The sequence below is a fragment of the Mesorhizobium sp. M0664 genome (assembly GCF_040320565.1).
GTDB lineage: Bacteria > Pseudomonadota > Alphaproteobacteria > Rhizobiales > Rhizobiaceae > Mesorhizobium.
In genome coordinates this window covers 47,564-73,649 of sequence record NZ_JAMYPW010000021.1, presented here as the reverse complement: position 1 = coordinate 73,649, position 26,086 = coordinate 47,564, and the positions used below count along the sequence as shown (strand labels likewise).

Below are 26,086 nucleotides of genomic sequence, written 5' to 3'. Positions count from 1 at the left end.
CCGCCGCCTCCCGCGCGTTCAGGCCGGCGCACGCTGGCCTCCCCCCGCAGCGTCGCTTCGGTAGCGGCTCGTCGAGGTCAGGTAGTACTGCGCGCGGATGGCCGCCATAGCCTCGATCAACGGTCCCCACGGCGCGGGAAAGGCTTCTTCCGCCATCACCCGGTGCAGCATGCGCGTATGGCCGGCCAGCTCGTCGTTGAGGAACTCCACCACAGGCATAGCCGGATAGCGCTGCAGCAGCAGGATCGCCGCGTTGTCGGCCTCGCCGGCCGACGTATCCTTTTCGCGTCCATGCAGATCGTTCTGCAGGCGCCCTATCGCGGAGATGAGCCGCAGGACCTGGCGAAACGCCGGACCCGCGCGCAAGGTCGCCATGTCCAGTCCCCACAGCAACGACAGGCAACAGAACACGTTCGTGTAGGCGATCGAATCGATGCCGTTGTGCAGGTACTCGGCGTAGGACCAGCGTTCCGCCCCTGCCGCCTGCGCGTGTCCGGCGCGCAGCGCCGCGCAGTAGCACCGGGTATCGTCGAGAAGCTGAGCATAGTCGCGACGATCGTAGGCGAGCGCGGCCAGCGAAGCGCGCAGCACAGCGCAGCCATCGAATCCGGGGAGCGCGCACGGCACGCCCTGCCCCAGCGCCTGCTCCACCGCGGCGAGCTGCTCCGGCGCGATCAGGCCAAGGTCGTTGCAATCGTCGAGCCAGAACAGCAGCGCCAGTTCGCGATAGAACGCCACGATTAGCGTTTCGTCCTGCGGATCGCGGCCGGTGCGGGCGCTGGTGTCGCGCAGGCTCGGGTGAATGCGCTGCAGGATGTACTGGCCGCCCCTGACCGCTTCCACGGCATGCTCGTCGGCGAACCCGGTCAGGGAACGTCCCCACTCCAGCACCTGCTGCAGTGCGCGTTCGGTCTGGATCATGGCGCCGCTCCTGCTCCCTCGGCCAGGACGCGCCGCCCCCAACGAAGCCCCAGCCACAACCCGGCGAGTTCGGCCACGCGCACCACCCGGGTGGGGCAATACAGTTCCTTGCCGATCCACAGCGGCGTCTGCGGCCATGCATGCGCCGCATGGCGGGCGAGCATCCACTCCAGCGCACGCGCCACCGCCTGCGCGATGCGTCGGCGCCCTGTCGGCTCTTCGCTCCCGTCCATCACGTGCAACGCGAACAGCGCATAGGCGGTTTCCTCGAATGTGGACGCGCGACCGGCGCCCCAGCCGCCGTCGCGGCGCTGCGCCTTCAGCAGCGCCGCCAGCGCGCGCTCGTCGCGCCACTGGGGCTTGCCTTGCGCCAGCGCAGCGACCGCATGCGCGGTGGGATACAGCCACGAAACGTGCCATTTTTCGTTGTCCCATAGACCATGCGGATTGCGATTGGCCTCGACGTAGGCGCTGGTGCCGGCGGCGGGCTTTCCCAACAGTCGCAACGCATGCAGGGCATGGATGTTGGTCGACACCGAGGCATTGCGCTCGCCGGGGAAGGTGACGAACAGCTCGCCGATTTCGAAATGGCGCAACGCATCGACCGCCGGGTCGCGGCCTGCAAGGCGTAGGACGCACATCGCAACGGCGGTATCGTCCGCGTCGGCCGCGAAGTGCAAGGCCGGGCCCAGACCGCGCACGCCCAGGCGGGCGTCGAGCTGCGCGACGATCACTTGCACCGCCTCGGCGAGCGCGGGATGCGCGAACAGACCGGCCAGATGCAGGGTGTACAGCGACCAGCATGGCTCGAACACATTGATCGGCCAGACATTGGGAACGACACCTTCGATGCCGCTGCGCGTCGCCCGCGATGCCGCCTGCAGATACGCGTCGGCGCGCCCGACCTGCGGCGTGCTCCCCTGTGTCACGGCGTGCGCACGCCACGCGGCGGTGGCCGCCGGACTGATGCCGATGCTGCCGTCGTCATCCGGGCATGCGGTGGTCGGCGACGTTCCCCAGGCTTCCCAGGAGTGCAGCAACGGATGGCCGCTCGGCAACGTCGCCACCGCCCTCAGCTTGACCAGGCACGCTCGCCGCAACGGCAACAGGGCCGGGTGGCGCGGAAACGCCACGCCGCCCAGCAAGGATGCGGCCTCGCCGCACAACTGCGGCAGGATCAGCTCCGCGCCGATCGGCGCGTCTTCCGGCACCGCATGCGCGTAGGGATCGGGCTGGCGCTCGAGGAACCGGGTTGCAGCCTGGACTGCGTCGGCAGCGCCGGGAAGAGGATCGGCACGCTGCAATGCCAGCAACGCCGCCCACGTGGGCGCATGGCGGAACAGCGGAAAGCCCTCATTTCCCCATCCGCCATCGGCCTGTTGCTGCGCGATGAGCCACGCGTATGCGTCCTGCCGACCGATGACGTTGCCGTGGAACTGCAGAGCTCGCGCCGTGTCGTAGACGGACGGACCGACGCTGCCGCCGTCGCTCATCTCGCTCAGCAGGTGGCGCAATTCGGAAAGGATCTGTTCGGACAGCGCGTTCACGCGGGATGTTCCTTCTGCAGAGGGCTAACGACAACCAGGATCGGGCAGACGCCGCGCACGTCGCCGCCGGTTCGGACACAGTGCAGCATGCACCGCCCGCCGGCCGATCGCAGCGGCACAGGGGCGACTCCATGCGGACGGGCGCGCTCATGCGCATGGCGCGTGCTTGAACAGATACGCGTTGACCCGCTGCAGCATCTGCGCCAACCGTTCCGCACGCGGCCCCAGCGGGGCGATGGCCTCCCCGGCGTCGCGCAGCAAATCCAGCGCGAACTGGCGCGCTGCCTGCAGCCCCATGATCGACGCGCAGGTGGGCTTCTGCGCCGCCGCGTCCTTGCCGGGGGTCTTGCCCAGCGTCGCAGTATCCGCTGTCGCGTCGAGAATGTCGTCGACCACCTGCAACGCCAGGCCGAAACAGGCGGTGTAGCGATCGAGCGCACAGTACAGCGCAGCGTGCGCGGCATCCTCCGCGATGGCGCATAGCGCGCCCATGCGAACGGACGCGCGCACTAGCGCTCCGCTCTTCATCCGGTGCATCGCCACGATCCTGTCCAGCTCGGCGTGCTTTCCGACCAGCGACAGATCCATCGCCTGCCCGCCTGCGGCACCCTCGGCGGACACGGCCTGCGCCAGTTCGCGCACGAGCGCGATACGGTTGTCGCCCGGCGCATCGAGGCTCGCCAGGGTCAGGAAGGCGTGTGCCTGCAGCGCATCGCCGACCAGGATCGCAGTGGCTTCGCCGAACTTGACGTGCACGGTCGGAAGGCCGCGGCGAAGCACGTCGTCGTCCATCGCGGGCAGGTCGTCGTGGACCAGGGTACAGGCGTGCATCATCTCGATGGCGGCGCCGACGTCGTCTAGCATGTGCGCCGGCGTGTCGGCCAGTGCGCCGGCAGCCAGACAGAGCAAGGCGCGGGTGCGCTTCCCGCCATGCAAGGTGGCGTAGCGCATCGCCGCCATCAGCTCTGTCTCACCGTCGTCTTCGGCGCAGAGAAGACGCGCCAGCGCCTGTTCGACCCGCTTTGCGCCGTCCTGCATCCAGATCTCCGGCAGCAGCCTGCCGGATGCGCCGCGCGCCTGCGCACCCAATCCGCCGAGCGCGGAAACGCCAGTTCGGTCGTCGTGTACCGTTGAACCGGTCTGCATGTTGTTCATGTCCTTGTACCTGACACGGCCACGGCGAGCGCCGAGCCGCGGCGGTGTTGCCGGCGTCGCACCGAGCGCGCGCGCCGAGTGCAGCAATGTCGCGCGTCGCCGGCGCCGCTGCCCGCCACACGGGGCATGCGATGCCAGCTCATGAGAATCCGATGCGGATTGTCATGGACGGATGTGCGGTCGGGTAATAGCGCCGGCCTTTTTCGACGCCGCTCAGCAACCGCGGCCGCACCCCGGCCTGGTGCATGGTCAGCGCCAAGGCGATGCAGAACTGCACCATTTCCAGCCATACCAGGTGGTAGCCGATGCAGACGTGTGGGCCGGTACCGAACTGCAGCATGTCCACCGGCCGGATCGGCTCCGTGCGTTGCAGCCACCGCGCCAGGCGGAACTGATCAGGCGCCTCGTGCAGCAGCGCCGAGGTCGAGAAATGCAGCAGCGGGATGCACAGATGGGTGCCCGCGGGAATGCGCCGTTGGCCGAGTTGCAATTCCTGCAGCGCGCGACGCGGCAGGAGCGTGGTCGCCGGATGCAGGCGCAGCGTCTCGCGGAACAGTGCCTCGGCGACCGGACACTGCGCCAGGTCCGCGTGCCGGGTCGGCACCGCGCCCACGCGTTGCGCCTCCTCGACCAGGGCGTCCCACAGAACAGGCTGCCGCGCCAGCTCGATCACCATCCAGGCCATCGTCGAGGCAGTGGTGTCGTGACCGGCAAGCAGCAGCAATCGGATATTGGCGACTAGAACGTCATCGGAGAGCCCATCGTCGCTGCGGTCGAAGGCGCTCACCATGTCGTTGATCAACCCGGTGCGCGCGGCGTGCGCGCGCGCGTCGCGGACGAACTGGCGCAACTGCGCGTCGATCCAGTCGCGGGCGGCGCGGCCGCGCCGCAAGGGCAGTCCGGGGAGGTCGACCGGGGGCGCGACGATCAACTGCAGCAGTTGCCGGTACTTGCGATGCCATCCCGGCAGGTCCTGCGCGGGGATTCCCATGAGGCTGAAGATGAGCTTGAGCATCAGGTCACCGGTTTCGCGCAGGATGGTTGCCTCGCCGCGGTCGCGCCACGCCTGCACCCGCGCCCGGATGACGGGCGCGAACAGGTCGCCGATGCCGGCCTGGGTCAGCCCCTTGGGCAGGAACGCTGCCTTGATCGCATCACGCGCCTGCCGGTGCGCGCCGCCGTCCTGGGCAACCAACGTTCCGCCAAGCAATTCGGGCGCGATCTCTTCGATCAGCGCCGAAGACACGTCCTTGTGCCGGAGCAGTGCGAACGCATCCGGATCCACGCAGGTCATCAAGTGTCCAGCAGGGCCGAAATCCAGCCAGAAGTGGCTGCCCAGCGTCCGTTCTGCGCGCTCCAGCAGGCGCGGCAGGTCGCAGACAATGGCGGGAAGATGCCCGACCAGGGGGAAAGCGCCAGGCATGACCGGGATGTCGCATCGCAGCCGGTGCCGACGGTCGAGCGGGTTGAGCAGCATGTGCATCAGCAGCGCGCCGCCGCCGCCGATTCGGTGTCGCCGGCATGGCGCGCGGCGCAGCTGTTGCCACCGTCGGCGTATGTCGGCACATGCGCCAGCATGCCGCCGTCGATGCACACGACCTGGCCGGTGATGAACGCAGCATCGTCGGAGAGCAGGAACGCCACGAGCGCGGCCACGTCCTCGGGGCGGCCGACGCGCTGCAGGAGCTGGTGCCGGCGCAGATGCCGTTGCGTGCACTCGTCCAGCTTGGCGAGGAGACGCTCCGTCATGATAAGACCCGGCGCAACCGCGTTGCAGCGGATCTGCGCGTGACCGTACTGGGTGGCGAGCGAGGCCGACAGCATGTTCATCGCCGCCTTCGACGCGGCGTAGGACGTCTGCGCGGTGTCACCCCTGAGCCCCTGGCACGACGACACGTTGACGATCGCGCCACCGCCGCGGGCGATCATCCGTGGGATGGCCTGCCGGCAGCAGAGCAGCGTGCCGCGCAGATTGGTCGCCATGGTCTGGTCCCAGACTGCCAGGTCCAGGTCGAGGATCGCGCGGTCGCGCGGGGTCAGATGCATGGCGCTCGCATTGTTCACCAGCAGGTCGACCCCCCCGAAGTGCCGCTCCGCCGTCTCGAACAGCGCTGCCACCGCCTGCTCATCGGCGATATCCATGGCTAAGGGCAGCGCGTGGCCTGCTTCGGCCGCGATCTGCGCGGTGCAGGCGATGGCCGCCGAGCCATCAATGTCGGCCACCACCACTCTGCCGCCCCCGCGCGCGATGGCGAGAGCGCATGCCTTGCCGATGCCGGCGCCGGCGCCGGTCACCACGGCCACCTTGCCTTCAAACCGTCCCATCGTGTCTCCTGAATTGCCTTGGTCTTTCGCAGCATGCCGCTCGGCCTCCGCCGGAGAAGGCGCAGGGTCGGCGCTGGCGCGCTCGTCATGGCCAGCGTCGCTTTCGATGACCCGAATGGCGGCGACCGGGCACTGGTTGGCCGCAAGCCGCACGGCGGCGTGCAGCGCCTGCGGGACCGTCGCCACGCACACTTCGGCCACGCCGTCCGGTTCGCGCTGGCGAAAGGTGCCCGGCAGCGTCAGCACGCACTGCCCGGTAGTTCCGCACAGATCCTGATCGACCAGGACGCGCATCTCAGCCCTCCTGCCCATGCAGCCGCACCGGCAGCGCGCGGAACGTCCTAAGGAACGCGGAGGGCTCCCGGGTCGGCTGCTCGGCCAATGCCAGGGTGGGGAAGCGCGCCTGCATCCGCGGCAGGCTCTCGGCCAACTGCACCCGGGCCAGTTGCGCACCCAGGCAGAAGTGGATGCCGTGGCCGAAGGTCAGCATGATCTTCCCGTCGATCGACATGCCAGGACTGGTGCCGTAGAACCGCACGGGATCGAAGCGGTCGGGATCGGCGAAGGCGTCCGGGTCGCGATTGCCGGCCGCGATCAGCACACGCACGTCCGCGTTCTTCGGGATCACCACGCCGGCCAGTTCGATGTCGCGCTGGGCGATACGCGGAATGGAGCTGAACATGGCGGGCGCGTCGCAGCGCAGGACTTCTTCGACGAACGCCTTCACCCCCACGGCGTCTCCCTGCAGCCAGTGCCGCTGTTCGGGATACGCCAGCATCGCCAGGACCGCATGGTCGATGGCCGCAGCAGTGGTGGCGAAGCCGCCCAGCAGCATGCCCCACAGCATGCTGATCAACTCCGCATCCGACAGCATATCGGCATCGTCGTCGTGTGCGCCGACCAGCATTGACACGATGTCGTGGCGGGAATCGGTGCGCTTGCGCTGTATGAGGTCGCCGAAGTAGGCCTGCACCCTGGCGCTGGCCGCGTCCGCGGCGGCGAGCTGGGGATCGCTGGCGTGCGGGCTCAGGCCTTCCAGAATGGCGCTGATGCCGGTGACGAGCCCGAGAATGTCGTCCGGGGGCATGCCGAACAGTTCGCCGAAAACCAGCATGGGCAAGGCCAGCGCGAATTCCCGATGCAGGTCCACTGCCTCCCCGCGCTCCAGTGCGGGCGCCATGCCGTCCAGGCGCGCTGCGACAATGCCAGCGATGGTCGGCCTCAGGTTGTCGATCTGGCCGATGGTGAAATCGCGCGAGATCAGCCGGCGCAGACGCGTATGCGTTGGAGGTTCCTTCATCGCTAAAGTGGACGCCAGCAAACTTAGCGACAGGCTGGTCGCCGCACGCGGGAAATAGCGCGCCAGTTCGCCTGGTGCCGGCCCCCGAAAAGCATCGCCCGTGGCCTTGAGCGCCCAGTAGATGTCGGCGTGGCGGCTCAACAGAAAGAGGCCCGACGCCGCGCGATGTACCGGATCGTGCTCGCGCAACCACCGCATGAATGGGTACGGGTCCTGAATGCACGCTGGCGACGCCAGTTCGGCGAAGGCGTCCCGGCATGCTGCCGTGGTTTCTTGCACGTCCATCTTGGTCACCTGTTGGCTGGCTGATCTGATCGGCGCGGCAGGCGCGCCGGCAATTTGGAGAACATCGCGATTCCTGGTGGCGTCCGCGCATCACCAGAGCACCGGGAACTCCTCGAACCCGCCAGTGATGATCTCCTTGCGCAACTTCAGTTCTTCGGGCGCCACGGCCAGGCGCAGCGCGGGAAAGCGCTGGAAGATCGAACCGAACACCGCCTTGAGTTCCAGCCTGGCCAGCGCCAAGCCGATGCAGTTGTGCGGCCCGTAGGAGAACGCCAGGTGCGGGTTTTCGTCACGTCCGATGTCGAAGATTTCCGGGTCGTCGAAATGGCGCGGATCGAACGACGTCGCCGGCAGGCCGACAAGCACCTTGCTCTCCGCAGGAATATCCACGCCCGCGATGGTCACGTCGGTCCTCGGATAGCGCATGATGCCGTCCCAGCCCGCGCCCGGCGGGTACATGCGCAGGATTTCCTCCACCGCCTTGTCCACCAGGGATGGATCGCCGACCAGGCGTTCGCGCTGTTGCGGATGGCGGAACATGGCCAGCAGGCCGAATTCGATCTGCGCGACGGTGCTCTCGTGCCCCGCCACCAGCATGCCCGTCGCCAGGCCGATCGCCTCTTCCTCGGTCGCCTTGCCCTGGTCGACCGCCGCGAGCAGATCCGTCAGCAGGTTGTCGCCAGGATCCTGGCGCTTGTCCCGCATCTTGCCGCGAATGTAGGCGCGCAGTTCTTCCCAGGCCAAGCGCGACGCGCTGCGCGGGCCGCTTTCATGCTGGTGCGTCATCACCTCGTCGGACAGCCCGGCGAAAAAGGCGTGATCCTCGTAGAGCACGCCCGTCAGCGCGCTGATGACCATGGCCGGAAGTGGAAAGGAGAGGTGGCGCCGCAGGTCGGCGGGCTGGGGCTGGGCCGCCAGTGTCTCGAACAACTGCGCGGCGATCACCTCGACCTGCTGCGCGAGCAGCTTCACCCTGCGGTTGCTGAAGGCCGGCGCCACGATCGTGCGTAACCGGGCATGCTCGCCCCCCTCGTGCGACACCAACCACCCCGGCGATCCGAGAATCACCGAATCCGGGGTGAATGTCGCGGGCGGCATTCCCGAGGGCCGGAACGCCGCGTCGGACAGCACCGCCTTGGCTTCATCGTAGCCTGTCACCCACCAGCCTTCGTGCCCGGACGGGAAGCGCACGCGGTGGATCGGACCGTTGGCGCGTTGCGCCAACATCTCGGGCGAGGGCTCGATGTGATCGACGCGCCACATCGGCAGCGTCGGCAGGGGTTGTTCGGACATGGTGGCACTTGATCTCTAAGCGATGGAAGGGCGGGAGGTGACCGGCAGGCGCTGCGGGCAGCGAATGGCTTAGGAAGGCATGTAGACGACGTCCTCCGCAGCGTAGCCCGATTCGATTATCAAGGTCGGCCAACGTGTAACTGCCTAGGCATACCGCGCGGCGAGACGCAGAACGTTATCCTGCGCCTTCGAGTTCAGGATAAGGCGAGTGTGGCGGGCCTTTGAGTCGCAGCCGGCCATCAAGATTTCCTGCGCAAGGGTGGACAAGGGCGGCGAGCCTGTTTGGTAGGGGGCGGTTTCGCCGAGGCCCCCTTCCCATAGAATGCTATCTGATGCGGATTTGACATTTTGCTTTTCTTTCTTCGTTCCATCGATCGCGGTGCCATCCACGAAAGGAAGGTCGGTCGGCAGCTCCCGGCCCGCAACGAAGGAGCTTCAAAACTCGTGCCAATTTGGCCGACCCAGCAGAAGAAAAAAATTGTGATTGCTTTTCATCGGCTTAGCCTGAGGCCAGACAAGAGCTCGGCGAAATAGGCCGGTGTCGCGGGCCAACAAAGGGGACAGAACAGTGTCGGATAGTACGCCTCGGCGACCTTTAGGTCGGGCTTGCGACATTCTGGTCCAGTTTCGAACATAAGAGGGTGGCAAATAGACACGATTGGGGAATTCGATCCTCACGGAGTCAGGCGCTTGCCGAAGCGCGCGCTCATGGTTGCTGCGACAGGCGCATGTTCGCGAAAGCCGAGCCTGCGCACGCAAGAACACGTTTGCGGCAGACGCTACGAAATCGCTGCAGTGCCCGCCGGTGTGAGATAGGGCATCGGCTCGGCTTTCGGTTCGTCTTTGTCCAGCCGGTGCGGAAGCGCCGCATATCCGCACCATACAGCACCCTTGTCGAGCGTGCTGACGAGGCGGTTATAGGGCGCGCCCGGTCTTGAAGACACGGTCCTCCCAAGAAAAAGGATCGCTCCAAAAGCATCTCTATTTGAAATGGCACGCCGCTTGCTGCTCCTGGTCAGAGCCCATCAAAACACGATGAAAGCGACTTGCGCCATGCCCGACACGCGAAGCTCTAGACCGTGGCCTGAGGAGACGGTGCCTGTTCCCGCTGAACATCGGTACATCATCTCCTCCGGGGGTCCCTCCTCGGCAGCCGCTTTGCGCACGGCTGGTCCGATGCCGGCACGCCAACACATGGCGCTCGCGCAATTGCCGTTTACCGGTTCTGATCAACATGTGAGTGCCCAAGAGCCCCATCAAAGAGCCACCGAAGCCAAGGTCGGCGGGTCACTGGCAAACTTCGACAATACGCCGAACCAGCTCAGTAACGCGGGTCTCTTGCGTGAAGTCACATTTGAGGCCTCCACACGCGTCCGATATTGGCTACTTCGGGCCCGCTATCACTTTGTCCCGGGCACGAGCGCGAGCGATGGATGCCGCTTCCGGCGCCATAGCCGTGGAAAGATTGCCCCAGCGGCTCGACAGCCTCCACTTGCTCAGATCGATGGCGTTCGGGTGGCCAAGACCGGCCGCCAAGACGTTCCCCTACATCGGGATGGAAAAAGGGGGGTGCGAGCCGCGAGGGCCTCATTTCATGCCCGGCATACGAGCCTTTGCTCGGTATTGCGCCAGCCTCTGCCAGAATCCGGCGCGCCAGTTTTTTCCTGAGGAGCAAGTTGATGACCGTTCAAAAGCAGGTTCCCTTCGTCACCTTTCTCACGCGTGTTCGCGATGAGTCAGTCCAGGGCCCAAATCCATATCGCTGGGAAGAAAAGACATCTGACGACTACTTTGCCGGCAAGCGCGTCATCTTGTTCTCGTTGCCTGGCGCCTTCACTCCGACCTGCTCGACCTACCAACTGCCCAATTTCGAAGAGCTCTATGATGAGTTTGAGAAGGAGGGAATTGACGCAATTTACTGCGTCTCCGTCAACGATGCCTTCGTCATGAATGCGTGGGGGAAGTCCTTGGGCCTGCAGAAGGTCGAGCTCATCCCCGATGGCTCAGGCGAGTTCACACGCAAGATGGGCATGCTGGTCGCAAAGGACAATCTCGGCTTCGGGATGCGCTCCTGGCGCTACGCCGCCCTGATCAACAATGGCGTGGTGGAGCAGTGGTTCGAGGAGGAAGGTTTCTCCGACAACTGCGAGGCCGACCCCTATGGCGTCTCATCCCCGCAAAACGTTCTCGAAACGCTGAAAGCCGCCGCATGACCTAGAAACCGTCTCACTGGTGCCATTGCCCGCCCCAAGAGGCTCCCTCGACAGGATTATCGCGCTCACCATGCAATCCTCAGCAAGCCTGCTTCAGCGCCAGAAGCAATCCATGGTCGCATCGCCTCAACTCATTGAGTCGATTCGCTTGCTGCAACTGGCGCATACTGAACTGCATCAGTTCGTGGAGCGGGAAATCGAGAAGAACCCGCTCTTGGAATCTGCGTCAAACGATGGCGGGACTTTTGGCGATGTTTCGATTTCGGGAGCGGATCAGCGTGTCGGCCCACGCGCAAACGCCGTTGACGGACCGACCGGGGCCGGCTCGCCTGAACGGCTCGGGCAATGGAAATCACTTCGCAACACGACCAACAACCCGCCGGGTAATGGCCCTTCCCTCGACGAGTTTGCCAGCCTCGCCGAGACATTGCACGACCATGTCGCTCGTCAGATCGCCCTCACTGCGTTCACACCACAGGAGCGGCTGATCGCTGGCCAGCTTGCCGCCGATCTGGAAGACACTGGCTATCTTGGGGCAAACCTTTTGGAGCTGGCCGAGAGCCTGAATGTCCGGGAGGCTGATGTGGAACGGGTTCTCGGAACCTTGCAGCACTTTGATCCACCGGGAATTTTTGCGCGAACTCTCGGAGAATGCCTCGAAATCCAGTTACGCCAGCGAGACCGGTTCGACCCGGCAATGGCAGCTTTGGTTGCCAATCTTGAAATGCTTGCGCGACGCGATTTTCAGGCACTGAAGCAGCATTGCGGCGTCGATGAAGACGACCTTCTCGACATGATGCATGAGATTCGGGCGCTCGATCCCAAGCCTGGAAACCGATTCCAATCCGGTGCGTCTGAATCAATCATACCCGACGTCTGGGTCACGCCCTCGCCGGAAGGCGGGTGGCAGATCGAACTTGATCCGGCCACACTGCCCAAGCTGCTGATCAACCAAACCTACTATGCCGAAGTGTCGCGTCAAACTGTCCAAAATTCGAAAGATCAAGCATTTCTCAACGAATGCTTGCAAAACGCGAACTGGCTAATCCGCAGCCTCGATCAGCGCGCCAAGACGATTGTTAAGGTTGCGGCTGAAATCGTGCGCCAGCAGGATGCCTTTTTGGAACATGGCGTCGCCCACCTGCGGCCTCTCAATCTCAGAACCGTCGCTGACGCGATCGGCGTGCACGAGTCGACGGTAAGCCGGGTGACCTCGAACAAGTACATGCTTACCCCGCGCGGAGTCTTCGAACTCAAGTATTTTTTCACCGTCGCGATCGCGTCCTGCCAAGGCGGCGATGCGCACTCCGCCGAAGCTGTCCGCCATCGGATCAAAGCGATAATTGCCGCAGAATCTCCCGGCGACGTGCTTTCCGACGATGACATCGCTGTCCGGCTGAAGGAAACCGGCATCGATGTTGCGCGCCGCACCGTCACAAAATATCGCGAAGCAATGAACATCCCCTCCTCCGTGCAACGCCGCCGCGAAATGCGCTTGTGTCCTTAATGTGGGTCAAGGCAGCCAACCTCATGTTGCAGTGCATCCAAAGTGGAGACTTCGTTCATGACCCGATCCGCGGCAGGCGTCATGGACGCTGTTCTGCACGACCCAGAAAAGCCCGACCAACCGTCTGGTCCCGCATGGGGTGCGGTCATTTCGCTTTCCTTGGGCACCTTCGGGTTGGTGACGGCAGAGTTTCTGCCTGTCAGCCTGCTCACGCCCCTCGCGCACGATCTCGGTGTCACCGAGGGTGCGGCTGGACAGGCGATGACGGCGACCGCTATCGTCGGGGCGATCTCGGCGCCGACGGTGGCGATCATCACAAAGCGCCTGGACCGCAGGATCGTCATGTGGGCGATGACGCTGCTGCTGATCCTGTCGGACGTTCTGGCGGCCGGCGCGTGGTCGCTGGCGGTTCTCCTGACTGCACGCGTCGTGCTCGGCATAGCGCTCGGAGGCTTTTGGTCGATGTCGGCATCACTGGCGATGCGGCTCGTTCCAAGCCACCTCCTGCCGCGCGCGATGTCGATCATCCTCACCGGCGTTTCCGTCGCTACCGTTTGCGCAGCTCCAATCGGCGCTTATGTCGGCGATATTTGGGGATGGCGAAGCGCCTTCATGCTCGCCGCAGCCTTCGGCGCCGCTACACTGCTGGTGCAACTCATAACCATTCCGAGGCTGCCTCCGGTCGGAGTGGCTAGCTTCCGCAGCCTGCTGGATGTGGCCAAGATTCCGATGGTCAAGGTCGCGCTTTTGGTCGTCCTGCTGGTCGCTTCCGGCCACTTCGCCGGAATCACCTATATCCGCGCCTTCCTCGAGAAGGTTCCCGCGCTGGATGTCGACACGATCTCGCTTGTGTTGCTTGCTTTTGGCATCGGCGGATTCTTCGGCAATTTGGCCGGCGGGCTTCTGGCCGAGTACAGTCTCAAGGCAGTCGCGGCCCTTGCCCCGCTGCTCATAGCGATGGCCGCTGTTTCGCTGCTGACGGCGGGAGCATCGGCCTCGGGCTCGGCGATTGCGGTTGCCGCGTGGGGCTTTGCCTTCGGCGCGGTGCCAGTGGGATTGCAGACGTGGATGGTGCGGCGCGCCGTTCCCGATCAGGCCGAAAGCGCCGGTGTGCTGATGGTCGTAGCGTTCCAAGTGGCAATCGCAGCCGGCGCGATTTTCGGCGGACTATTGGTGGACAATGCCGGGATTGCCAGTGCCATTGCCTACAGTGCTGTTGCCACGTTCCTCGCCGCCCTGACAGTGTTCCTGCTCGGCCCGAAGCGCGAAACCTAGACCGCCTGACAAAAGAGGCCTCAGCAGCGCAGCGGGACGAGAGATGCAATCGCATGCACGGCGCGGCGCGATCCTCCGCATGATTACGCATGGACCAGCGCAAGCGCCTCGCCGGCTTCACCTCCGGGCCATGGCGACCTTCGCCGCCAGACACGCGAACCTCGCCGGCACCGGTTTCCATTTGGCGATGATGAGCGCTGCGCGTATCCGAAGCGGGGCTGTTGCGTCACAGACGCCTGCAATGAAACGACAGAGGCCTGCTCGTGCCTAGGTAGCGGATGATCGCCCGCAGGGTTCACTCCGTCGAGGAAGTTGCGAGGTTCGACGTGGTCGCCTGCCAGCGTCTGGCACCGGCGCGCAAGCTCATCCTGGACCCGACCGGAGAACGCTTCCCGGAACTGCCTGATGGAGTCAGCAGTGCCCTCGGATTCGAGAAGCTCGTCGATCTCTGAAAGCCGGAAGACGCCCCGCTCGGGATCGGACACCTGATCGGCTCCATCGACGTTCGCGGTCTCGATCTTCACCAGGAGAGGCCCCTGGTGTTCAGCCACCCACTCCGGCGCTATCGCCGCCACCGCCAGCATCCTGAACCGCAGCCGGTCCGCTTCCTGAGGACGGTAGGAGCCGAGGCTACGTTTGATGTCCAGGATTAACCGAGAACAAACCAGCACAATGCCGCGGGAACTCCCGCTCCTAGCGCGAATGATCAACAAGCGTGAGATTCCGATGTACAATTTGCGGGCCCGTCGCGAAGGAAGAGAGCGCCGGTTGGGCAGCAAGGTCCGCGAGGATGGCTGCCGTAGACGGCTCCGTCGTCAGTCTCCCAGCGACCGTTTTGATCGCCCGCCCGAGCGTCTTCACTCGTGAGACTACGACATTGATCTGGCGCAATCCAATGGCGCGTTGACTGTTTCTGTGCCTTCGAAGGCGGGCGGCTTCAGCAGTCGCTCATCCCATGTGTATGCGCCTATTTTTCTCAGGCCGAGGGCACGAAGCTCCCTATCACCGCGACGCACGTGCATCGTGCTCGCGGTTTTCATTGTCTTCGTGGATTTCTGTGGTGCAGCCATGTCCCTCCCCGTTGCTAGTAACGTTCTAGTTGCAATCTAGCAGGATCTGGACTCACGCCACGCACCGTACGGCAGCCGCAGCCAGACGTTCTACGTCCTGCGTACGGCGCTGTTGCGGCCAAAGGGACTGGAGTTCGCAGCCGTTCGGATCCCCTTCCTTTCAGAGGGTGAAATTCCCACCAACGGTGGCCCTATCTGCGGCGGTTGGTGCTGCCGACCGGCGAGAGACCCTTGAGCGGGAGCGTTCGCTGCTACATGTGGCCGCGAGGTGGCGAAAAGGACCCTGCGGGTGTCATGGAGCGGTGCGCCATCGCAGACCCTCACCGCGGCACGGCAGGAGACGCAATGAACTGCCGCTTCTGCGGAACTTTCATGCCCTCACGCTACCAATCCGGTCGGCTCATTTGCGAAACGATGCCGATATATGATCCCGCGCAATTTTCCCATATAGACGTCTTCTCTCGTGGTGGGGAGCCCAAGTGACAAACTCTTGTACTTGCGCCTACAATCAACGGCTAATTGTCGTTTGCCATTCGGTAGTGAAAGCAAAGGATCCAGGGTGAACCTTCCGACCGGACCTGCTTCAGGCGATATCGGGGCCAGGTGGCGGCCGCGTGGCGCTCGTGATCGGGGCCGGCTGCTCGATTGAGCCGCCTAGGCCCGATCACGGGCATCGTTTCGAGGGTGGCGGTAAGAGTACTCTTCGGAGAAGAACCAGCATCGCCGATCAGGACTGTCGGCTGGGGTATAGCAAGAGAACCGGGGGAATCGTGAACATCACATCAGGCATCAAGGCCGAGGCCCGCCCCGGCGGCGGGCAAATCGCATATTTCATCACGAAGGAATTCGATAAGTCCTTACACCGCGCCATTCAAACCGGGGGGCAAGGGAAGAACAGGGCAATCAAAGTCAAGGCAATTCTGAATAGCCTTGGAGAACCAGACCCTTTCCGATTCATTGGAATTTCCGTCACCAACCACGGCGAGAGCCGCATACGCAATTGCGTCAAATACGATCTCGGTGACGGCTGGCGACTTGTAACGCAGCAAACGGACAAGACCTGCGGATTTCTCTTCGTCGGCGACCACGCTGACACTGACCATTGGCTCGATGCTCACCGTGGTCAGCAGTTCGCCGTTAAGGACGGCAGAACGAAACTGGTTCCGGGATCGGGCCTCCAAATCGCACATGGGAGCGAGTTTCGCGCCGACCACCACGACAAGCCGCTCGTCGAGCGCCTCGACGCAGAAGCGATGGATCACGTGCTGGACGGCCTCCCGCGTAGCGTGGCGAGGAAGCTTGAGGCGCTCGACGCCCGCTCCACCACGGCCGAGCTCGAATCCCTGGTCGGCGAGATTCCCGGAGCGCAGAAGGCTGAACTCGCGCGGGCCGTCTTTAGTCTACTCCTCGCGGGTAACTATGACGGCGCACAGGCCCATGTCGATCTCAGTATGGGCCGGATCGGGCTCCTCGACGATGTCGGCGAATCCGAGATGCTCGAGGTGGCCGATGGGGAGGACATCCGTCGGCTGCGCATCGGGTCTCCCGAATACGAGGCCTGGCTGGCCGCATTTGACAAACGATCCAACTGGTACGAGTGGTTTCTCTATCTTCACCCCGAGCAGGAAAAGGTGGTAAAAGCCGACTACGTCGGTGTTTCCCAGCTTTCTGGCGTTTCGGGTTCGGGCAAGACCTGTGTAGCCGTTCGCCGTGCTATGCGCTTGGCGGAATCGTCGAATGCGAAGATTTTGTTGCTCACGCTGAACCGGAGTCTTGCCGGCCTGCTCGGACAGCTCGTCGATGCCGCCTGCACCGACGCTTTGGTGAGGGGCAGGATTGAAGTCACCTCATTTTTCCAATTGGCTCAGCGGCTTCTGCATATGTTCGAACCGCAGAATGACCGCCATTTCAGCGATGTGACCTGGAAGTCTGGCGAACATGTCGACGAGGTGTTCCGCGAGTATTACCGCCAGTGGACGAACAATGACGACGCGAAGATACTGATGCCGCTGCACAGATCGATGACTGCGCGCAACGTCAATGGCGAAGCCTATTTGCGTGAGGAATTCGACTGGATAAGAAGTGCCGTCGCACCGGATGGTCGCGCGACATATTTGGATCTAGAGCGAAAGGGTCGCAGGTTTCCGATCTTACCCGAAGGCAGGCAGAGCCTGCTGGAGGGACTAGACGGCTGGGAGAGGAAGATGCGCGATGTAGGCGTCATCGACTATCTCGGTTTGACATCGGCATTGACGAAGCACCGGGACAAAATTGGGCCCCTCTACACGAACATCCTCGTTGACGAAGCACAGGACTTCGGCACCACTGAGCTTCGCATTATTCGACATCTCGTCAAAACCGGACCAAACGACATATTCCTGTGTGGCGACATCGCCCAAACCATACTGCCGAAGCACCGATCCCTTACCGATGCGGGTCTCGCCAGCATCACCCGCGAACGTATCCGGCAGAATTATAGAAACAGCCGAGAAATCCTTACGGCAGCTTATGACGTGCTGCGAAACAATCTTTACGAGGAAATGTTCAACAGTGAGGATCTGGAAATTCTGGACCCAAAGTTCGCGAACTTCAGCGGCGACGTTCCAATGGCGCTTGCGGCGGATACGCTGGAAGAGGAAATAGCCTATGCACGGACTTATGCCGCGTCGCGGTTGGAGCAAGGCGCCAAGACCGTGTGCGTCGCTTTTGCGGGGTTTTCCAGCCGGGACGTAAAGGGATTCGCAAAGAGTTGCGGCGTCACCGCGCTTGACGGCGCCTACGATCCCAGCTCGGATCGCCTCGTGTTTTGCGATCTGGAGCAGACGAAGGGTTACGAATTTGACACGCTGATCATTCTTCAGTGCCGTGACGGAATTTTGCCGCCGCACGATGCTCCTGAAGAGGAGGCGTATCGCACTTCTTGTAAACTCTATGTCGCGATGACCCGCGCCAAAAGAGAATTGATCCTTTCGTTCCACGGCGTCGCAAGTCCGTGGATTTCGGAGGTCACCAACACGATCGGCACGGCCATGTGGAGCGAGGTCGAAATCCTTAATCCCACTCTTGTTCAGGGGGTACCAGAGATTCTGCCGGAGTTTGAACCGGACCGGCATATAGGGGACTTCGGCAAGCTGACCGGACTTCAGTTCGTCTATACGGGCAATGCACTCGGTATCTCGCCCGAAGCCCAGGACAAGCTGATCGAGTTGGTCGATGGTCGAGGCATGCGGGCATCAGGTGGTGGTCGTCGTCTCAGGTGGCAGAACATGGGCGCCCTGATTACCGACCTCAACGAAAGCCGACTGCATGATCTGCAGTTCGGAGCCAATGTGGCGGGGGAATTGCGAAGACTCTCGATTGGATAGACGGGAATGAATCGTTACGCGGCCAGCTGTGTTTTAAGTGCGCAAGCCGTACTTGGCGCGTGTCTGATGGAAGAAGCAGGGGATGGTGGTGTTCCCGAAATCAACGGCGGCTTGAATCTCTCGTGGCGCCAGCTGCGCCACACTTTCTTAGATTCCTAGGCTGCCGGAGCCTAAGTTGGTCGGTAGCCTTTACTACCAAATTCCGGAATCAACCATGCACGCTCATTCCGAGTTGGAAGCGTAGGCAGATTCAAACATCTTGCTGATGCCTGGCTGAGTTAGGGCTAGCCGGAAGTGGCAGTAGAGCTGCCACAGAGATTGCCACAACGGCTCGTCCATCTGCATCACGTCGACCTGCAGACCCATCTGCTTGGCGTGATCGGCGCCGATCATCTGTCCGTGCGAAGGATAGGTCTTGGTGTCCATGAGTTGCGCGACGATGGCGGTGTAGGTCGTGCCATGACGCTTGAGCTGGTTCTCGCCGAAGATGCGGGCGCGACTCTTAACCTGTTTGAACTTATTGAGGACAGCCGGATCGAATTTCTCGAACATCGCCCGAGCGGCGGGATCGTTCGGGTCCTTCCGCAGCTGCTCAGCATAGGTCTCGTACGAAGAGAGGTAGTCAAAGACGGACAGGTGCACTTCGTTGCCGTGCGCATCCTTGCCGATGTACTGCGGATCGATAGTACCTAGCTCGGAGGTGTCGCTCATTACGATAGTGTCCGCGCCGAGCGCGATCAGGGTGCCGGCGCTCTTGGCGCGATCCGGAACAATAACTCGGAACTTGCCGTCGCCCTTGCGGTTCCGCACTAGCTCAATCAGCTTTTCAGCCGCATCGACGTCCCCGCCGGGCGTGTGCAGCAACAAATCGATGCTGCTGCCTTTGGGCACGTTATGGATCAAGTCGACGAAGAACATGACATCGTCGCGGTCGATCTCTGCTGTTGCCATGTAGCAGAGCAGCTTGGCTCCGGTCTCTTCCTCGATCTGCTTGATCAGTTGCTGCCGCATATAGCGGGACGCATTGAAGGCCGAATAGAGTGGCGTTTTGGATGGCTTGGGCGCCGGCGCGGCCGCGGCGACCGACGCTGGTGGTTTCTCGGACTTTTTGTCGATCTTTGCCTTGGTCATAGCCAATCCTTTGCCCACTGAATGCGGCCATCGCGCATGAAATAATGGCAGCGCTTTTGCGCATCGGTGTAATCAATACTAGGCGCGATGGTGAGAATGCGATCTTTGCCCAGGGCGACATGCCAGTATGGCCGGCGGGCCTCGTCTATGTTGAGCATTATCCGGTGACCCCGCTTACACGGGCAGTCGAACGCGACCCACTTGTCATAGCCAGCCGAGGTCACCAATACAGCGCCGGTGCGCGGCAGCCGAGGGGGAAGCTCGTCCGCGTCCTCGACCAACCCCACGACCCGCCATCTGCGGAACGGGAGCCAGTCCCACCACCTGATCTTCATGCATTCCGCCAAACTTGTTCGAGCCAGGGAGTCGTATTTCCGAGACCTTGCTTGCCGCTGGCCGGATGACAATAGTGATGCTCGCGCGGCTCAACAATATTGGTTGAGATTTCACGGTCGTGCAGCCGCAACAGAACTTCCGAGGGTCTCGGATCCGGCCCATAACCGGTCAGCCGTTCGAGCAACTCCGAAGTGGCGGCGGCGGCCACCGCCGTCGTAAAGGTGACCACCGCCGGCTCGACGCCGGCCAGCACGGGCGCATAGCCTTCGCCGGCGAGGCGATGTCGCTCGTCTTCGTTCATTAGCTCGGCTGCGGCGCGCCGTACATCGATCCGGTTCCGGCAGAGGAGGCACGCCGTTCCCGGCGCCATCACCGTAACGCGGCCGTCGATACCGCGCAGATTGCCCCCGTGATCGCTCGACAGCAGCACTCCCATGTCGATAACCGGCGTCAGCATGTAGGTCCCGAGCCGCGACAGCACCAGCCGCCCGGCATTGTCGTCGGTACAGCCAAACACAAGGTCACACTCACAGAGTTCACGGGCAATAGGCTGGTCGACGATCATCCCCACTTGGACCTGGCAGTCCAGATCAGGAGCGATCGAAAGCAGATGATCGCGCACCACCTCCGCCTTGGGCTGCCCGACCTGGTCCGGATGGGAGCCGTAAACACGTGTAACGTTGGAAAGAGACAACTCATCGGCATCGATCACGTGCAGATGCCGGACACCCACCCGTACCAATTGCTCGGCGACGGCCGAACCGGTGCCGCCGGTACCGACGATCCCTATCGTCAGCTCACTCAGGGTACGCTGCACCTCACCGCCAAAGGCCCGCACATTACGGTCGAACATCGATGCCAGTGGCGGCGAGGGATCGTTGTAGGACTTGACGAGGCGCCAAGTGTCGGAAACGTCCCACAACCGATCGAGCGCAAAGCGCGCGCCGTCCTCGTGTTGCAACGTTCCGGTAAAGGCGATGCCGTGCCCAGTGGGCGCCACGATCAGAGTGCCATAAAACTCTTGCCCGGTGCGCAGCCGGAAGAGGTCTGCTATCTGACCGTCGACCTGCTCGTCATGTTGGCTCGGCCGCGGCGAGGAGCCGACGCCCGGATGAGTGTGAAACCAGATAGCAATTTCACCACGGGCCTCCGCCTTCCCAAGCGAGCCAACATATCCCTCCGACGAGATTCCGAGGCCATCATGGCGGCGGTCTAGATAGGCATTGTCCGGCACCCAGTCGATGCCACGGCCCAAGAGCCGGATATGGCCCGCAGGCGTCCTAACCAACACGGCTCGGAGCACCCCGGCTGTCTCGAGCGGGTTGCCCGAGGCCACCATGATCTCATTCATCACCGGGTTGGAAAGCACGAGGGTGGCAGTCATGCTGCCATCCGTTTCGCCGCCTTGTGGAGTTCACTCGCGATCAAGGCGAAATAGCTCTCCAGGGAGTCGATACCGGCCATCCAGCGCTGCGGGTCCAGATGCCGTGACCAGCGCTGCCAGTCACGCCCAAAATAGTGCTCGATCGAATCGGTCGCTTCGATGCGCGAGCCGTCGGCCCGAAACACCCCCGGATAAAACCACCACATATCTGGCGGCACGTCAGGATAGCCCGGCGACAGGCGCAACAGCAGGTCTGCATTCCGGACGCTCAGCCCGGGCGGCAAGACAAACTCCGGCACCCTCACACAGATCATGCCGGAGTCGAGCGCCGTGGAATGGCCTGGCGCTTTCGCCTCGAGAAATTCGACATCAGCCGCCGGGAGCATCGACCTAGCCCTCGCAACCAGGGTTGATCTGAGCGGGGGCAGTGAAGAACCGCATCCCATTCTTGAGCTCAACCACATCGGTTTCAGCGATCTTGCGATCCGACCCGCCGGGTACAACCTCGAAGAAATCACGCTCCAGCCCCACCGGCGGGGTAGGCAGGAGGCGCAGTTCGTGCCCTGTCATACGCTCCTTGTCGACCTTAAAGGTCTCCCGGTCGATCTTGATGTTGATTTTCTGATCGCCACCATGATGACCATGATCATCGTCGGCGCCATCCTTTTTCATTTCATCGCTCATCTTATATCTCCGTTAATTGATACCGAGATACCACGACACCATACCGCTTGACAAGATAGGTGCGATGTAACCATATTGGTGCCATGAAAGCACCAAAAGCTATGACCATTCGGCTATCAGCCGAGCAGGCGGAAGCCTTGGAAACAGTGGCAAGTGTCGAGGATAGACCCGTGTCGGACATCATCCGCGCTGCCATATCAAAACATATCGATGCTCGTCGGAAGGATCCCGACTTCCAACAGGGCCTTAAAGAGAGAATCAACGTCGCCAGACGTTTGCTTGAGCGCTGAGACAATGGCCAAGAAAACCGAAATCAGATTTGCGGCCGAACAGCGCACCGGTGGACTCAAGCCTAAGTCCAACCGAAATGTCACCTTTGGCAAGGTTACGGTAGCCTCCGCCAAACCTAAGGCCGACGTGGTGGCGCGAAATGTCGCCGCCGGCCAGTCGGCGCTGAAGCGTGCAGCCGACAAAATCTCGCGGCCGGGCATATCGCTCCGGCCTTCCAAGGGCGTGCCGCTCTATTACGTCGATGACGCCCGGCCCAAAGAGATCGTGCGCGAACTTGACGGCCAGAAGGTGTACGGCGTTTTCCACAGCGGCAAGTTCGTCGCCTCGAATGGATAAGCTTGGACCTGCCGTAAGGCGGGTCGTCGCCCTTCAGATCGAGTCCTCCAAGCCTCTTGCCATTGTGCTGGCCGGCCACAATGGCTCGGGCAAGTCGACTATGTGGCAGCAGCAGCTTGCCCCTGTGCTCAAGATTCCGCTAATAAACGCCGATCGCATGATGATGTCGATATTGCCTGAGCCTCGAAGGAGTGGCGCACTCCCGCATTGGGCGCAGCAGTTGCGCGACGACGACCAGAGTTGGATGCGCGTCGCCCAGAAGGGCGTCGAAGCCTTCGTCGCCCAGGCCCTGGCCAACAAAGTCCCCTTCGCCATGGAGACCGTCTTCTCATACTGGCAGCCCCAGGACGACGGCACCGTTGTCTCCAAGATCGACCAGATTCGGCAAATGCAAGCAGAAGGGTACTACGTCATCATTTTCTTCGTCGGCCTTACCTCGGCCGAGCTCTCCATTGCTCGCGTCGAGACACGCGTTAGCCGCGGCGGTCATGCAGTTGACCCGCAAAAGCTCCTCGATCGGTTCCCACGCACGCAGAAGGCAATCAATAAAGCGCTAGAGGTCGCGGACGCAGCTATTCTCGTGGACAATAGCCGCGATCGGGAAGTGGCCTTTACCGTCTGTCACGTACGGGCGGGGAACGAGGCGCTATTTGATTGGCGCGACAATGGGGATGCGCCGCCACCTGCCTCCGTGCTCGCCTGGCTTGACCTCGTAGCACCACGAGAAGACCAACCTCCGGCTGAATGAAAGGCAATCAAGTCGGCGGGCGGCAAGCAGTGTGCCGTAGACGAAGATACCGCCGCCACCGCGCACAAGGACTGCTGGGCTGCTTAACAGCGAACTATTGGCCGAGGTGTTTCAACCACTTGTCCGCGTCATTGTGGTCGGATCACATTGTAGAGGGAGTGACTCCAAGCGCAGCTCTCATATACTGCCGCTTCCCTTCGCGATTGCTCGCCTCGTGTAAGATAACTGTCGAGCAACCTGCTATGCTCCGCTGGACGTATACGAGGATCCCGCGGAGTTCGCCCGGATGGCGATCGATCGCATTGTCGCGCTCCGGAGACCGCGAGCGTGGCCCTAATTTGTGCAGACGACCAGGATGTTGATCGGTGGTTTGCGTTGATGCAGGGCGATCTCGATGCGAACTTCCGAAATCCAATGATCTCGGCCATTCAAAGCTGACGATGCGGTTTCACACTCATTTCACGACCCCGGTAGAAGCCAAAGGGCTTGAATTCGACGTGGTTGTGATCCCGAACTTGGCCTCGTACGATGGCTCGGACGCTGTCGGCAGGAATTCGCTATACGTCGCAGTTAGCCGACCGCGGCTCTGATGGGTTGTGACTATGAGGCCATTGGCTCGTCAATGGTCGCTGGTATGGTAGATGAAGAACATGTCGTACTTCGAACGCAAGAGCCTGCAGGCGAGCGTGTCGAGGCGTGGCGTAGAGGAAGTCGCGGACAACAGTTGGGGACCTACCCAGCGTGGAGTTCGTGCGCCAGGCCGCGGGGCATTCTGCATGCGATAGGCGGCGATATCCTCCGCCTTGAATACCCAAGGCGCGCCGTAGCACACTTGCCGCCCCTTTGATGATGCCGAGACAGGCAACGGTGTGCAGATTATTTGAAGGAACGAAACGTCGTCGATCAGCGCGTACGGCGCAACACCGCAAAGGTTGCCGTCAACGGTTCGATCAAACGAGACGCGTAAGCATGGCAATGATGGAAGGTGGGGAAACCTCCCCCAGAATGTGACAGCGAGGGCTAGTTCCAGCATGAGTCCTTCCCGCAACCATGGTGGGCGTGTTAGGCTGTATTGCAGATGTTGCACGGAGCTACCGGAAGGCTTCGGGTCCTCTCGGAATGCATCGGGAAACGTCCGTTTTTTCGGTTCACCCTCAACGGGTTAGGTCGATGCGATGGCAGAACATCGTCTCGGTCAATTTACGGCAAGTACCTCTTCTTTGGCTATCGGTCGAACGGGCTCTGACTCCGAATCCAGGTTCCCCAGAGAGCGCCGGCGCGCGCCCTGCCGGAAGCCTGGCCTAGAATGATGGTGGAGGGGCGGCAATGAAATTGATGGCGATGCCGAAGACAATCTGGTCGCCGCGATGGTTGATCCAGGCGAACCCGTGCACTAGCGCAAAAATCCACGGCGGTGGTTACGGCGGCGCCCAAGCCGAGCCGGGCCGAGCCATAACCGAGGCCGCCGGGGCGCCGCAAAGGCGCCGGCCAGCATCTTGCGCTTGAGCCCGGTGTCGAAGACGCCGGCCCGCTCCGAATAGAGCCCGGCCAGGCAAGCGAGGAGCAACGACCCGGAGAACAGCAGTTGCTCGGCGGGGATGGTGTGGGTCGGGTCCTCCACCGCCATGATGACGGCACCCGCCGAAGCGAGCATCGCGAGCAACCGGACAGCAGGCACAGCATTCAAATCCTCGAAGGCGTCCGTCGACATTCGACAAGAGACCTATGGCGCGGCGCGAGCGCTGGCGCTGTACGACTGACGAAAGCGGCTCTCAATCCGAGGCGATGCCGTTCTTGATCCGTGTGAGGCGGCTTTCACCTTCCTCCGGGCCGAAGCAGCTTTCGAAATCATTGCATTCCCGGCAACTGGGCGCGCTGCACAGCGAAAAACCTTCGGCCTCGCAGAGCTTGCGGTAAAAGTATTTCTTCCATTTCATGTTTTGGGTGTTGCCGGCCGCCAGCGTCGGAAAATGCGAGGCGAGCAGGCAGCCGAGGTCGCTTCGATTCAAAAGGCCAAGGTCCTGCCAGAGATGGTCATTGCGCATGGCACGCCGGGCGATGATCTTGGCGAAGCGGGCGCTCGCCGGGTCGCCCGGCCGGGCATGCGCCAGCAGCAGTCCGCGCAGAAGTTCTTCCTCCGGATCCGGCTCGGGCTCGCTCACCTCTTCCAAGGCAAACGCTTTGATAGGAATAGCAGGGAAACAGCGGGCCAGGACATCGCGCAGCTCGGCGCGCGAAAGGCCGGTTGCCTCCGTCACCGTCGCCTCGCCGGCCTCGATCTCCTCGAGCGCACGTGAAAGCACACAGGCAAGCACATGCTGGTCGAACCTCCTCTCCAGCTCGATGTGCGGCCATTGGCCGGTGCTGAGCCGGGCATAATGTTGGGCAAATATGGTGCGTTCTCCTGGTTTCGTCCTATCAAATCATGCAGAGACCCGGCCTGCCGCAACATGGGTCGGGCAGTCCTTCGGTATGGCACTCCGGGTCGCCTCGCGTCGAGTAGTTCGGCAATTCTCGTCTGGTCCATCGGCTCTGACGCAAATTCTGTGATTGGAAGAGGGGTTCGCGAACCCCTGCCCTGCCGTTTGCGCCTCACGGGGAACACTGGCGCCGGAAATGCCCCTGCAGAGTTGGACGTGAACCGTGCGGGACAGAGGTCGCGTGCTGAGTGCGGCCACATGGTTCAAGCCCGCCAGACTCTCGGTTGAATGAGTCCTCAAAGCGCGCAGCGGGTGAGTTCCAGCGCACGTTCAGGACAGGATCGCGCGCCCCGCGATGCAGGCAGTTCCTCCCCTTCCGCAACTTCAATGTCACCAGGCAGGATGTAGCCCTCGTCATCAAGCTTGAAGATGTCCGGCGCTTGCGCCGCGCATCGCGCGTGACCCTGGCATTTGGCCTTTTGGACGATGATGCGCATGGC

The 26,086-nt window shown here is 62.5% G+C and carries 27 protein-coding genes and 1 pseudogene; 9 read left to right on the top strand and 19 right to left on the bottom strand.

Annotated elements, in window-relative coordinates:
• Nucleotides 1–18: 18 nt before the first annotated feature.
• The 10 genes and pseudogenes from NKI39_RS19645 to NKI39_RS19600 all read right to left on the bottom strand — a co-directional run bounded on the left by NKI39_RS19645 (nt 19) and on the right by NKI39_RS19600 (nt 9,770).
• Nucleotides 19–921: a terpene synthase family protein gene (locus NKI39_RS19645; RefSeq protein WP_352833719.1), complete on the bottom strand. Its 903-nt coding sequence runs from the start codon at nt 919–921 to the stop codon at nt 19–21.
• On the bottom strand, nt 918–2,468 hold the full coding sequence (locus tag NKI39_RS19640) for a hypothetical protein (protein WP_352833717.1): 1,551 nt from the start codon (nt 2,466–2,468) through the stop codon (nt 918–920). Before NKI39_RS19640 ends, NKI39_RS19645 begins: the two co-directional genes overlap by 4 nt.
• 147 nt (nt 2,469–2,615) lie before the next feature.
• Entirely contained in the window at nt 2,616–3,614 is a 999-nt protein-coding gene (locus tag NKI39_RS19635; RefSeq protein WP_352833772.1) for a polyprenyl synthetase family protein, read from the bottom strand.
• Nucleotides 3,615–3,762: 148 nt separating this feature from the next.
• The gene (locus NKI39_RS19630) at nt 3,763–5,106 is read right to left on the bottom strand and encodes a cytochrome P450 (RefSeq protein ID WP_352833714.1); all 1,344 of its coding nucleotides are present in this window, start codon (nt 5,104–5,106) and stop codon (nt 3,763–3,765) included.
• A complete protein-coding gene (locus NKI39_RS19625; RefSeq protein ID WP_352833770.1) occupies nt 5,106–5,948 on the bottom strand; it encodes an SDR family oxidoreductase in 843 nt (280 codons plus the stop codon). The genes NKI39_RS19630 and NKI39_RS19625 overlap by 1 nt, the downstream gene beginning before the upstream one ends.
• 168 nt (nt 5,949–6,116) lie before the next feature.
• Nucleotides 6,117–6,242: pseudogene (locus NKI39_RS19620) on the bottom strand (ferredoxin); the annotation flags it as partial.
• Between the two features lies 1 nt (nt 6,243).
• Complete coding sequence (locus tag NKI39_RS19615; protein WP_352833711.1) at nt 6,244–7,533, bottom strand: cytochrome P450; 1,290 nt, start codon at nt 7,531–7,533, stop codon at nt 6,244–6,246.
• A gap of 90 nt (nt 7,534–7,623) precedes the next feature.
• Entirely contained in the window at nt 7,624–8,826 is a 1,203-nt protein-coding gene (locus NKI39_RS19610; RefSeq protein ID WP_352833709.1) for a cytochrome P450, read from the bottom strand.
• 144 nt (nt 8,827–8,970) lie between these two features.
• Complete coding sequence (locus tag NKI39_RS19605) at nt 8,971–9,216, bottom strand: hypothetical protein (protein ID WP_352623422.1); 246 nt, start codon at nt 9,214–9,216, stop codon at nt 8,971–8,973.
• A 389-nt stretch (nt 9,217–9,605) separates the two neighbouring features.
• Nucleotides 9,606–9,770 carry a hypothetical protein gene (locus NKI39_RS19600; protein WP_156937376.1) on the bottom strand — a complete coding sequence of 55 codons (165 nt, stop codon included), beginning with the start codon at nt 9,768–9,770 and terminating at the stop codon, nt 9,606–9,608.
• 735 nt (nt 9,771–10,505) lie between these two features.
• Between NKI39_RS19600 and NKI39_RS19595 the strand changes: the two genes are divergently transcribed.
• The 3 genes from NKI39_RS19595 to NKI39_RS19585 all read left to right on the top strand — a co-directional run bounded on the left by NKI39_RS19595 (nt 10,506) and on the right by NKI39_RS19585 (nt 13,821).
• Nucleotides 10,506–11,039, top strand: coding sequence for a peroxiredoxin (locus NKI39_RS19595; protein ID WP_352833706.1), 534 nt, complete (start codon nt 10,506–10,508; stop codon nt 11,037–11,039).
• A gap of 70 nt (nt 11,040–11,109) precedes the next feature.
• Nucleotides 11,110–12,546 carry an RNA polymerase factor sigma-54 gene (gene rpoN / locus NKI39_RS19590; RefSeq protein WP_352833703.1) on the top strand — a complete coding sequence of 479 codons (1,437 nt, stop codon included), beginning with the start codon at nt 11,110–11,112 and terminating at the stop codon, nt 12,544–12,546.
• Between the two features lie 57 nt (nt 12,547–12,603).
• Nucleotides 12,604–13,821: an MFS transporter gene (locus NKI39_RS19585; RefSeq protein WP_352833702.1), complete on the top strand. Its 1,218-nt coding sequence runs from the start codon at nt 12,604–12,606 to the stop codon at nt 13,819–13,821.
• Nucleotides 13,822–13,904: 83 nt separating this feature from the next.
• Here NKI39_RS19585 and NKI39_RS19580 read toward each other — a convergent pair whose 3' ends face one another.
• On the bottom strand, nt 13,905–14,534 hold the full coding sequence (locus NKI39_RS19580) for a hypothetical protein (RefSeq protein ID WP_352833699.1): 630 nt from the start codon (nt 14,532–14,534) through the stop codon (nt 13,905–13,907).
• 1,127 nt (nt 14,535–15,661) lie between these two features.
• Here NKI39_RS19580 and NKI39_RS19575 point away from each other — a divergent pair.
• Together NKI39_RS19575 and NKI39_RS19570 are read left to right on the top strand one after the other, a co-directional pair.
• Nucleotides 15,662–18,256 carry a 3'-5' exonuclease gene (locus NKI39_RS19575; RefSeq protein ID WP_352833697.1) on the top strand — a complete coding sequence of 865 codons (2,595 nt, stop codon included), beginning with the start codon at nt 15,662–15,664 and terminating at the stop codon, nt 18,254–18,256.
• 6 nt (nt 18,257–18,262) lie between these two features.
• Complete coding sequence (locus tag NKI39_RS19570) at nt 18,263–18,415, top strand: hypothetical protein (RefSeq protein WP_352833694.1); 153 nt, start codon at nt 18,263–18,265, stop codon at nt 18,413–18,415.
• A gap of 63 nt (nt 18,416–18,478) precedes the next feature.
• On the opposite strand, the gene NKI39_RS19565 is transcribed toward NKI39_RS19570, so the two are convergent.
• The 5 genes from NKI39_RS19565 to NKI39_RS19545 are packed head-to-tail and all read right to left on the bottom strand — an operon-like array spanning nt 18,479 to nt 21,791.
• The gene (locus NKI39_RS19565; RefSeq protein ID WP_352833692.1) at nt 18,479–19,387 is read right to left on the bottom strand and encodes an SDH family Clp fold serine proteinase; all 909 of its coding nucleotides are present in this window, start codon (nt 19,385–19,387) and stop codon (nt 18,479–18,481) included.
• Nucleotides 19,384–19,722: a ubiquitination-like system serine protease family protein gene (locus NKI39_RS19560; RefSeq protein ID WP_352833689.1), complete on the bottom strand. Its 339-nt coding sequence runs from the start codon at nt 19,720–19,722 to the stop codon at nt 19,384–19,386. Before NKI39_RS19560 ends, NKI39_RS19565 begins: the two co-directional genes overlap by 4 nt.
• Entirely contained in the window at nt 19,719–21,107 is a 1,389-nt protein-coding gene (locus NKI39_RS19555; RefSeq protein ID WP_352833686.1) for a ThiF family adenylyltransferase, read from the bottom strand. Before NKI39_RS19555 ends, NKI39_RS19560 begins: the two co-directional genes overlap by 4 nt.
• Complete coding sequence (locus tag NKI39_RS19550; protein WP_352833683.1) at nt 21,104–21,493, bottom strand: E2/UBC family protein; 390 nt, start codon at nt 21,491–21,493, stop codon at nt 21,104–21,106. The genes NKI39_RS19555 and NKI39_RS19550 overlap by 4 nt, the downstream gene beginning before the upstream one ends.
• A 4-nt stretch (nt 21,494–21,497) precedes the next feature.
• A complete protein-coding gene (locus NKI39_RS19545; RefSeq protein WP_352833682.1) occupies nt 21,498–21,791 on the bottom strand; it encodes a multiubiquitin domain-containing protein in 294 nt (97 codons plus the stop codon).
• A gap of 83 nt (nt 21,792–21,874) precedes the next feature.
• Here NKI39_RS19545 and NKI39_RS19540 point away from each other — a divergent pair, with 83 nt between their 5' ends.
• The 4 genes from NKI39_RS19540 to NKI39_RS19525 all read left to right on the top strand — a co-directional run bounded on the left by NKI39_RS19540 (nt 21,875) and on the right by NKI39_RS19525 (nt 23,756).
• Nucleotides 21,875–22,081, top strand: a complete 207-nt coding sequence (locus NKI39_RS19540; protein ID WP_352833679.1) for a ribbon-helix-helix protein, CopG family — start codon at nt 21,875–21,877, stop codon at nt 22,079–22,081.
• 4 nt (nt 22,082–22,085) lie between these two features.
• Entirely contained in the window at nt 22,086–22,418 is a 333-nt protein-coding gene (locus NKI39_RS19535; RefSeq protein ID WP_352833677.1) for a hypothetical protein, read from the top strand.
• The gene (locus tag NKI39_RS19530; RefSeq protein ID WP_352833676.1) at nt 22,411–23,166 is read left to right on the top strand and encodes a zeta toxin family protein; all 756 of its coding nucleotides are present in this window, start codon (nt 22,411–22,413) and stop codon (nt 23,164–23,166) included. The genes NKI39_RS19535 and NKI39_RS19530 overlap by 8 nt, the downstream gene beginning before the upstream one ends.
• A 440-nt stretch (nt 23,167–23,606) precedes the next feature.
• Nucleotides 23,607–23,756, top strand: coding sequence for an ATP-binding domain-containing protein (locus NKI39_RS19525; RefSeq protein WP_352833768.1), 150 nt, complete (start codon nt 23,607–23,609; stop codon nt 23,754–23,756).
• A gap of 803 nt (nt 23,757–24,559) precedes the next feature.
• Here NKI39_RS19525 and NKI39_RS19520 read toward each other — a convergent pair.
• The 3 genes from NKI39_RS19520 to NKI39_RS19510 all read right to left on the bottom strand — a co-directional run bounded on the left by NKI39_RS19520 (nt 24,560) and on the right by NKI39_RS19510 (nt 26,083).
• Nucleotides 24,560–24,877 carry a hypothetical protein gene (locus tag NKI39_RS19520; protein WP_502898583.1) on the bottom strand — a complete coding sequence of 106 codons (318 nt, stop codon included), beginning with the start codon at nt 24,875–24,877 and terminating at the stop codon, nt 24,560–24,562.
• 61 nt (nt 24,878–24,938) lie between these two features.
• The gene (locus NKI39_RS19515) at nt 24,939–25,559 is read right to left on the bottom strand and encodes a nitrogen fixation protein NifQ (RefSeq protein ID WP_352833765.1); all 621 of its coding nucleotides are present in this window, start codon (nt 25,557–25,559) and stop codon (nt 24,939–24,941) included.
• A 323-nt stretch (nt 25,560–25,882) separates the two neighbouring features.
• Entirely contained in the window at nt 25,883–26,083 is a 201-nt protein-coding gene (locus tag NKI39_RS19510) for a ferredoxin (RefSeq protein ID WP_352491466.1), read from the bottom strand.
• Between the last annotated feature and the right edge of the window lie 3 nt (nt 26,084–26,086).

What these genes read in the sequence shown, in the direction of transcription:
- NKI39_RS19645 (WP_352833719.1), bottom strand. Translation starts at nt 921, where the DNA reads ATGATCCAGACCGAACGCGCACTGCAGCAGGTGCTGGAGTGGGGACGT.
- NKI39_RS19635 (WP_352833772.1), bottom strand. Translation starts at nt 3,614, where the DNA reads ATGCAGACCGGTTCAACGGTACACGACGACCGAACTGGCGTTTCCGCG.
- NKI39_RS19630 (WP_352833714.1), bottom strand. Translation starts at nt 5,106, where the DNA reads ATGCACATGCTGCTCAACCCGCTCGACCGTCGGCACCGGCTGCGATGC.
- NKI39_RS19625 (WP_352833770.1), bottom strand. Translation starts at nt 5,948, where the DNA reads ATGGGACGGTTTGAAGGCAAGGTGGCCGTGGTGACCGGCGCCGGCGCC.
- NKI39_RS19615 (WP_352833711.1), bottom strand. Translation starts at nt 7,533, where the DNA reads ATGGACGTGCAAGAAACCACGGCAGCATGCCGGGACGCCTTCGCCGAA.
- NKI39_RS19610 (WP_352833709.1), bottom strand. Translation starts at nt 8,826, where the DNA reads ATGTCCGAACAACCCCTGCCGACGCTGCCGATGTGGCGCGTCGATCAC.
- NKI39_RS19595 (WP_352833706.1), top strand. Translation starts at nt 10,506, where the DNA reads ATGACCGTTCAAAAGCAGGTTCCCTTCGTCACCTTTCTCACGCGTGTT.
- rpoN (WP_352833703.1), top strand. Translation starts at nt 11,110, where the DNA reads ATGCAATCCTCAGCAAGCCTGCTTCAGCGCCAGAAGCAATCCATGGTC.
- NKI39_RS19585 (WP_352833702.1), top strand. Translation starts at nt 12,604, where the DNA reads ATGACCCGATCCGCGGCAGGCGTCATGGACGCTGTTCTGCACGACCCA.
- NKI39_RS19570 (WP_352833694.1), top strand. Translation starts at nt 18,263, where the DNA reads ATGAATCGTTACGCGGCCAGCTGTGTTTTAAGTGCGCAAGCCGTACTT.
- NKI39_RS19565 (WP_352833692.1), bottom strand. Translation starts at nt 19,387, where the DNA reads ATGACCAAGGCAAAGATCGACAAAAAGTCCGAGAAACCACCAGCGTCG.
- NKI39_RS19560 (WP_352833689.1), bottom strand. Translation starts at nt 19,722, where the DNA reads ATGAAGATCAGGTGGTGGGACTGGCTCCCGTTCCGCAGATGGCGGGTC.
- NKI39_RS19555 (WP_352833686.1), bottom strand. Translation starts at nt 21,107, where the DNA reads ATGACTGCCACCCTCGTGCTTTCCAACCCGGTGATGAATGAGATCATG.
- NKI39_RS19550 (WP_352833683.1), bottom strand. Translation starts at nt 21,493, where the DNA reads ATGCTCCCGGCGGCTGATGTCGAATTTCTCGAGGCGAAAGCGCCAGGC.
- NKI39_RS19545 (WP_352833682.1), bottom strand. Translation starts at nt 21,791, where the DNA reads ATGAGCGATGAAATGAAAAAGGATGGCGCCGACGATGATCATGGTCAT.
- NKI39_RS19540 (WP_352833679.1), top strand. Translation starts at nt 21,875, where the DNA reads ATGAAAGCACCAAAAGCTATGACCATTCGGCTATCAGCCGAGCAGGCG.
- NKI39_RS19535 (WP_352833677.1), top strand. Translation starts at nt 22,086, where the DNA reads ATGGCCAAGAAAACCGAAATCAGATTTGCGGCCGAACAGCGCACCGGT.
- NKI39_RS19530 (WP_352833676.1), top strand. Translation starts at nt 22,411, where the DNA reads ATGGATAAGCTTGGACCTGCCGTAAGGCGGGTCGTCGCCCTTCAGATC.
- NKI39_RS19525 (WP_352833768.1), top strand. Translation starts at nt 23,607, where the DNA reads ATGCGGTTTCACACTCATTTCACGACCCCGGTAGAAGCCAAAGGGCTT.
- NKI39_RS19520 (WP_502898583.1), bottom strand. Translation starts at nt 24,877, where the DNA reads ATGTCGACGGACGCCTTCGAGGATTTGAATGCTGTGCCTGCTGTCCGG.
- NKI39_RS19510 (WP_352491466.1), bottom strand. Translation starts at nt 26,083, where the DNA reads ATGCGCATCATCGTCCAAAAGGCCAAATGCCAGGGTCACGCGCGATGC.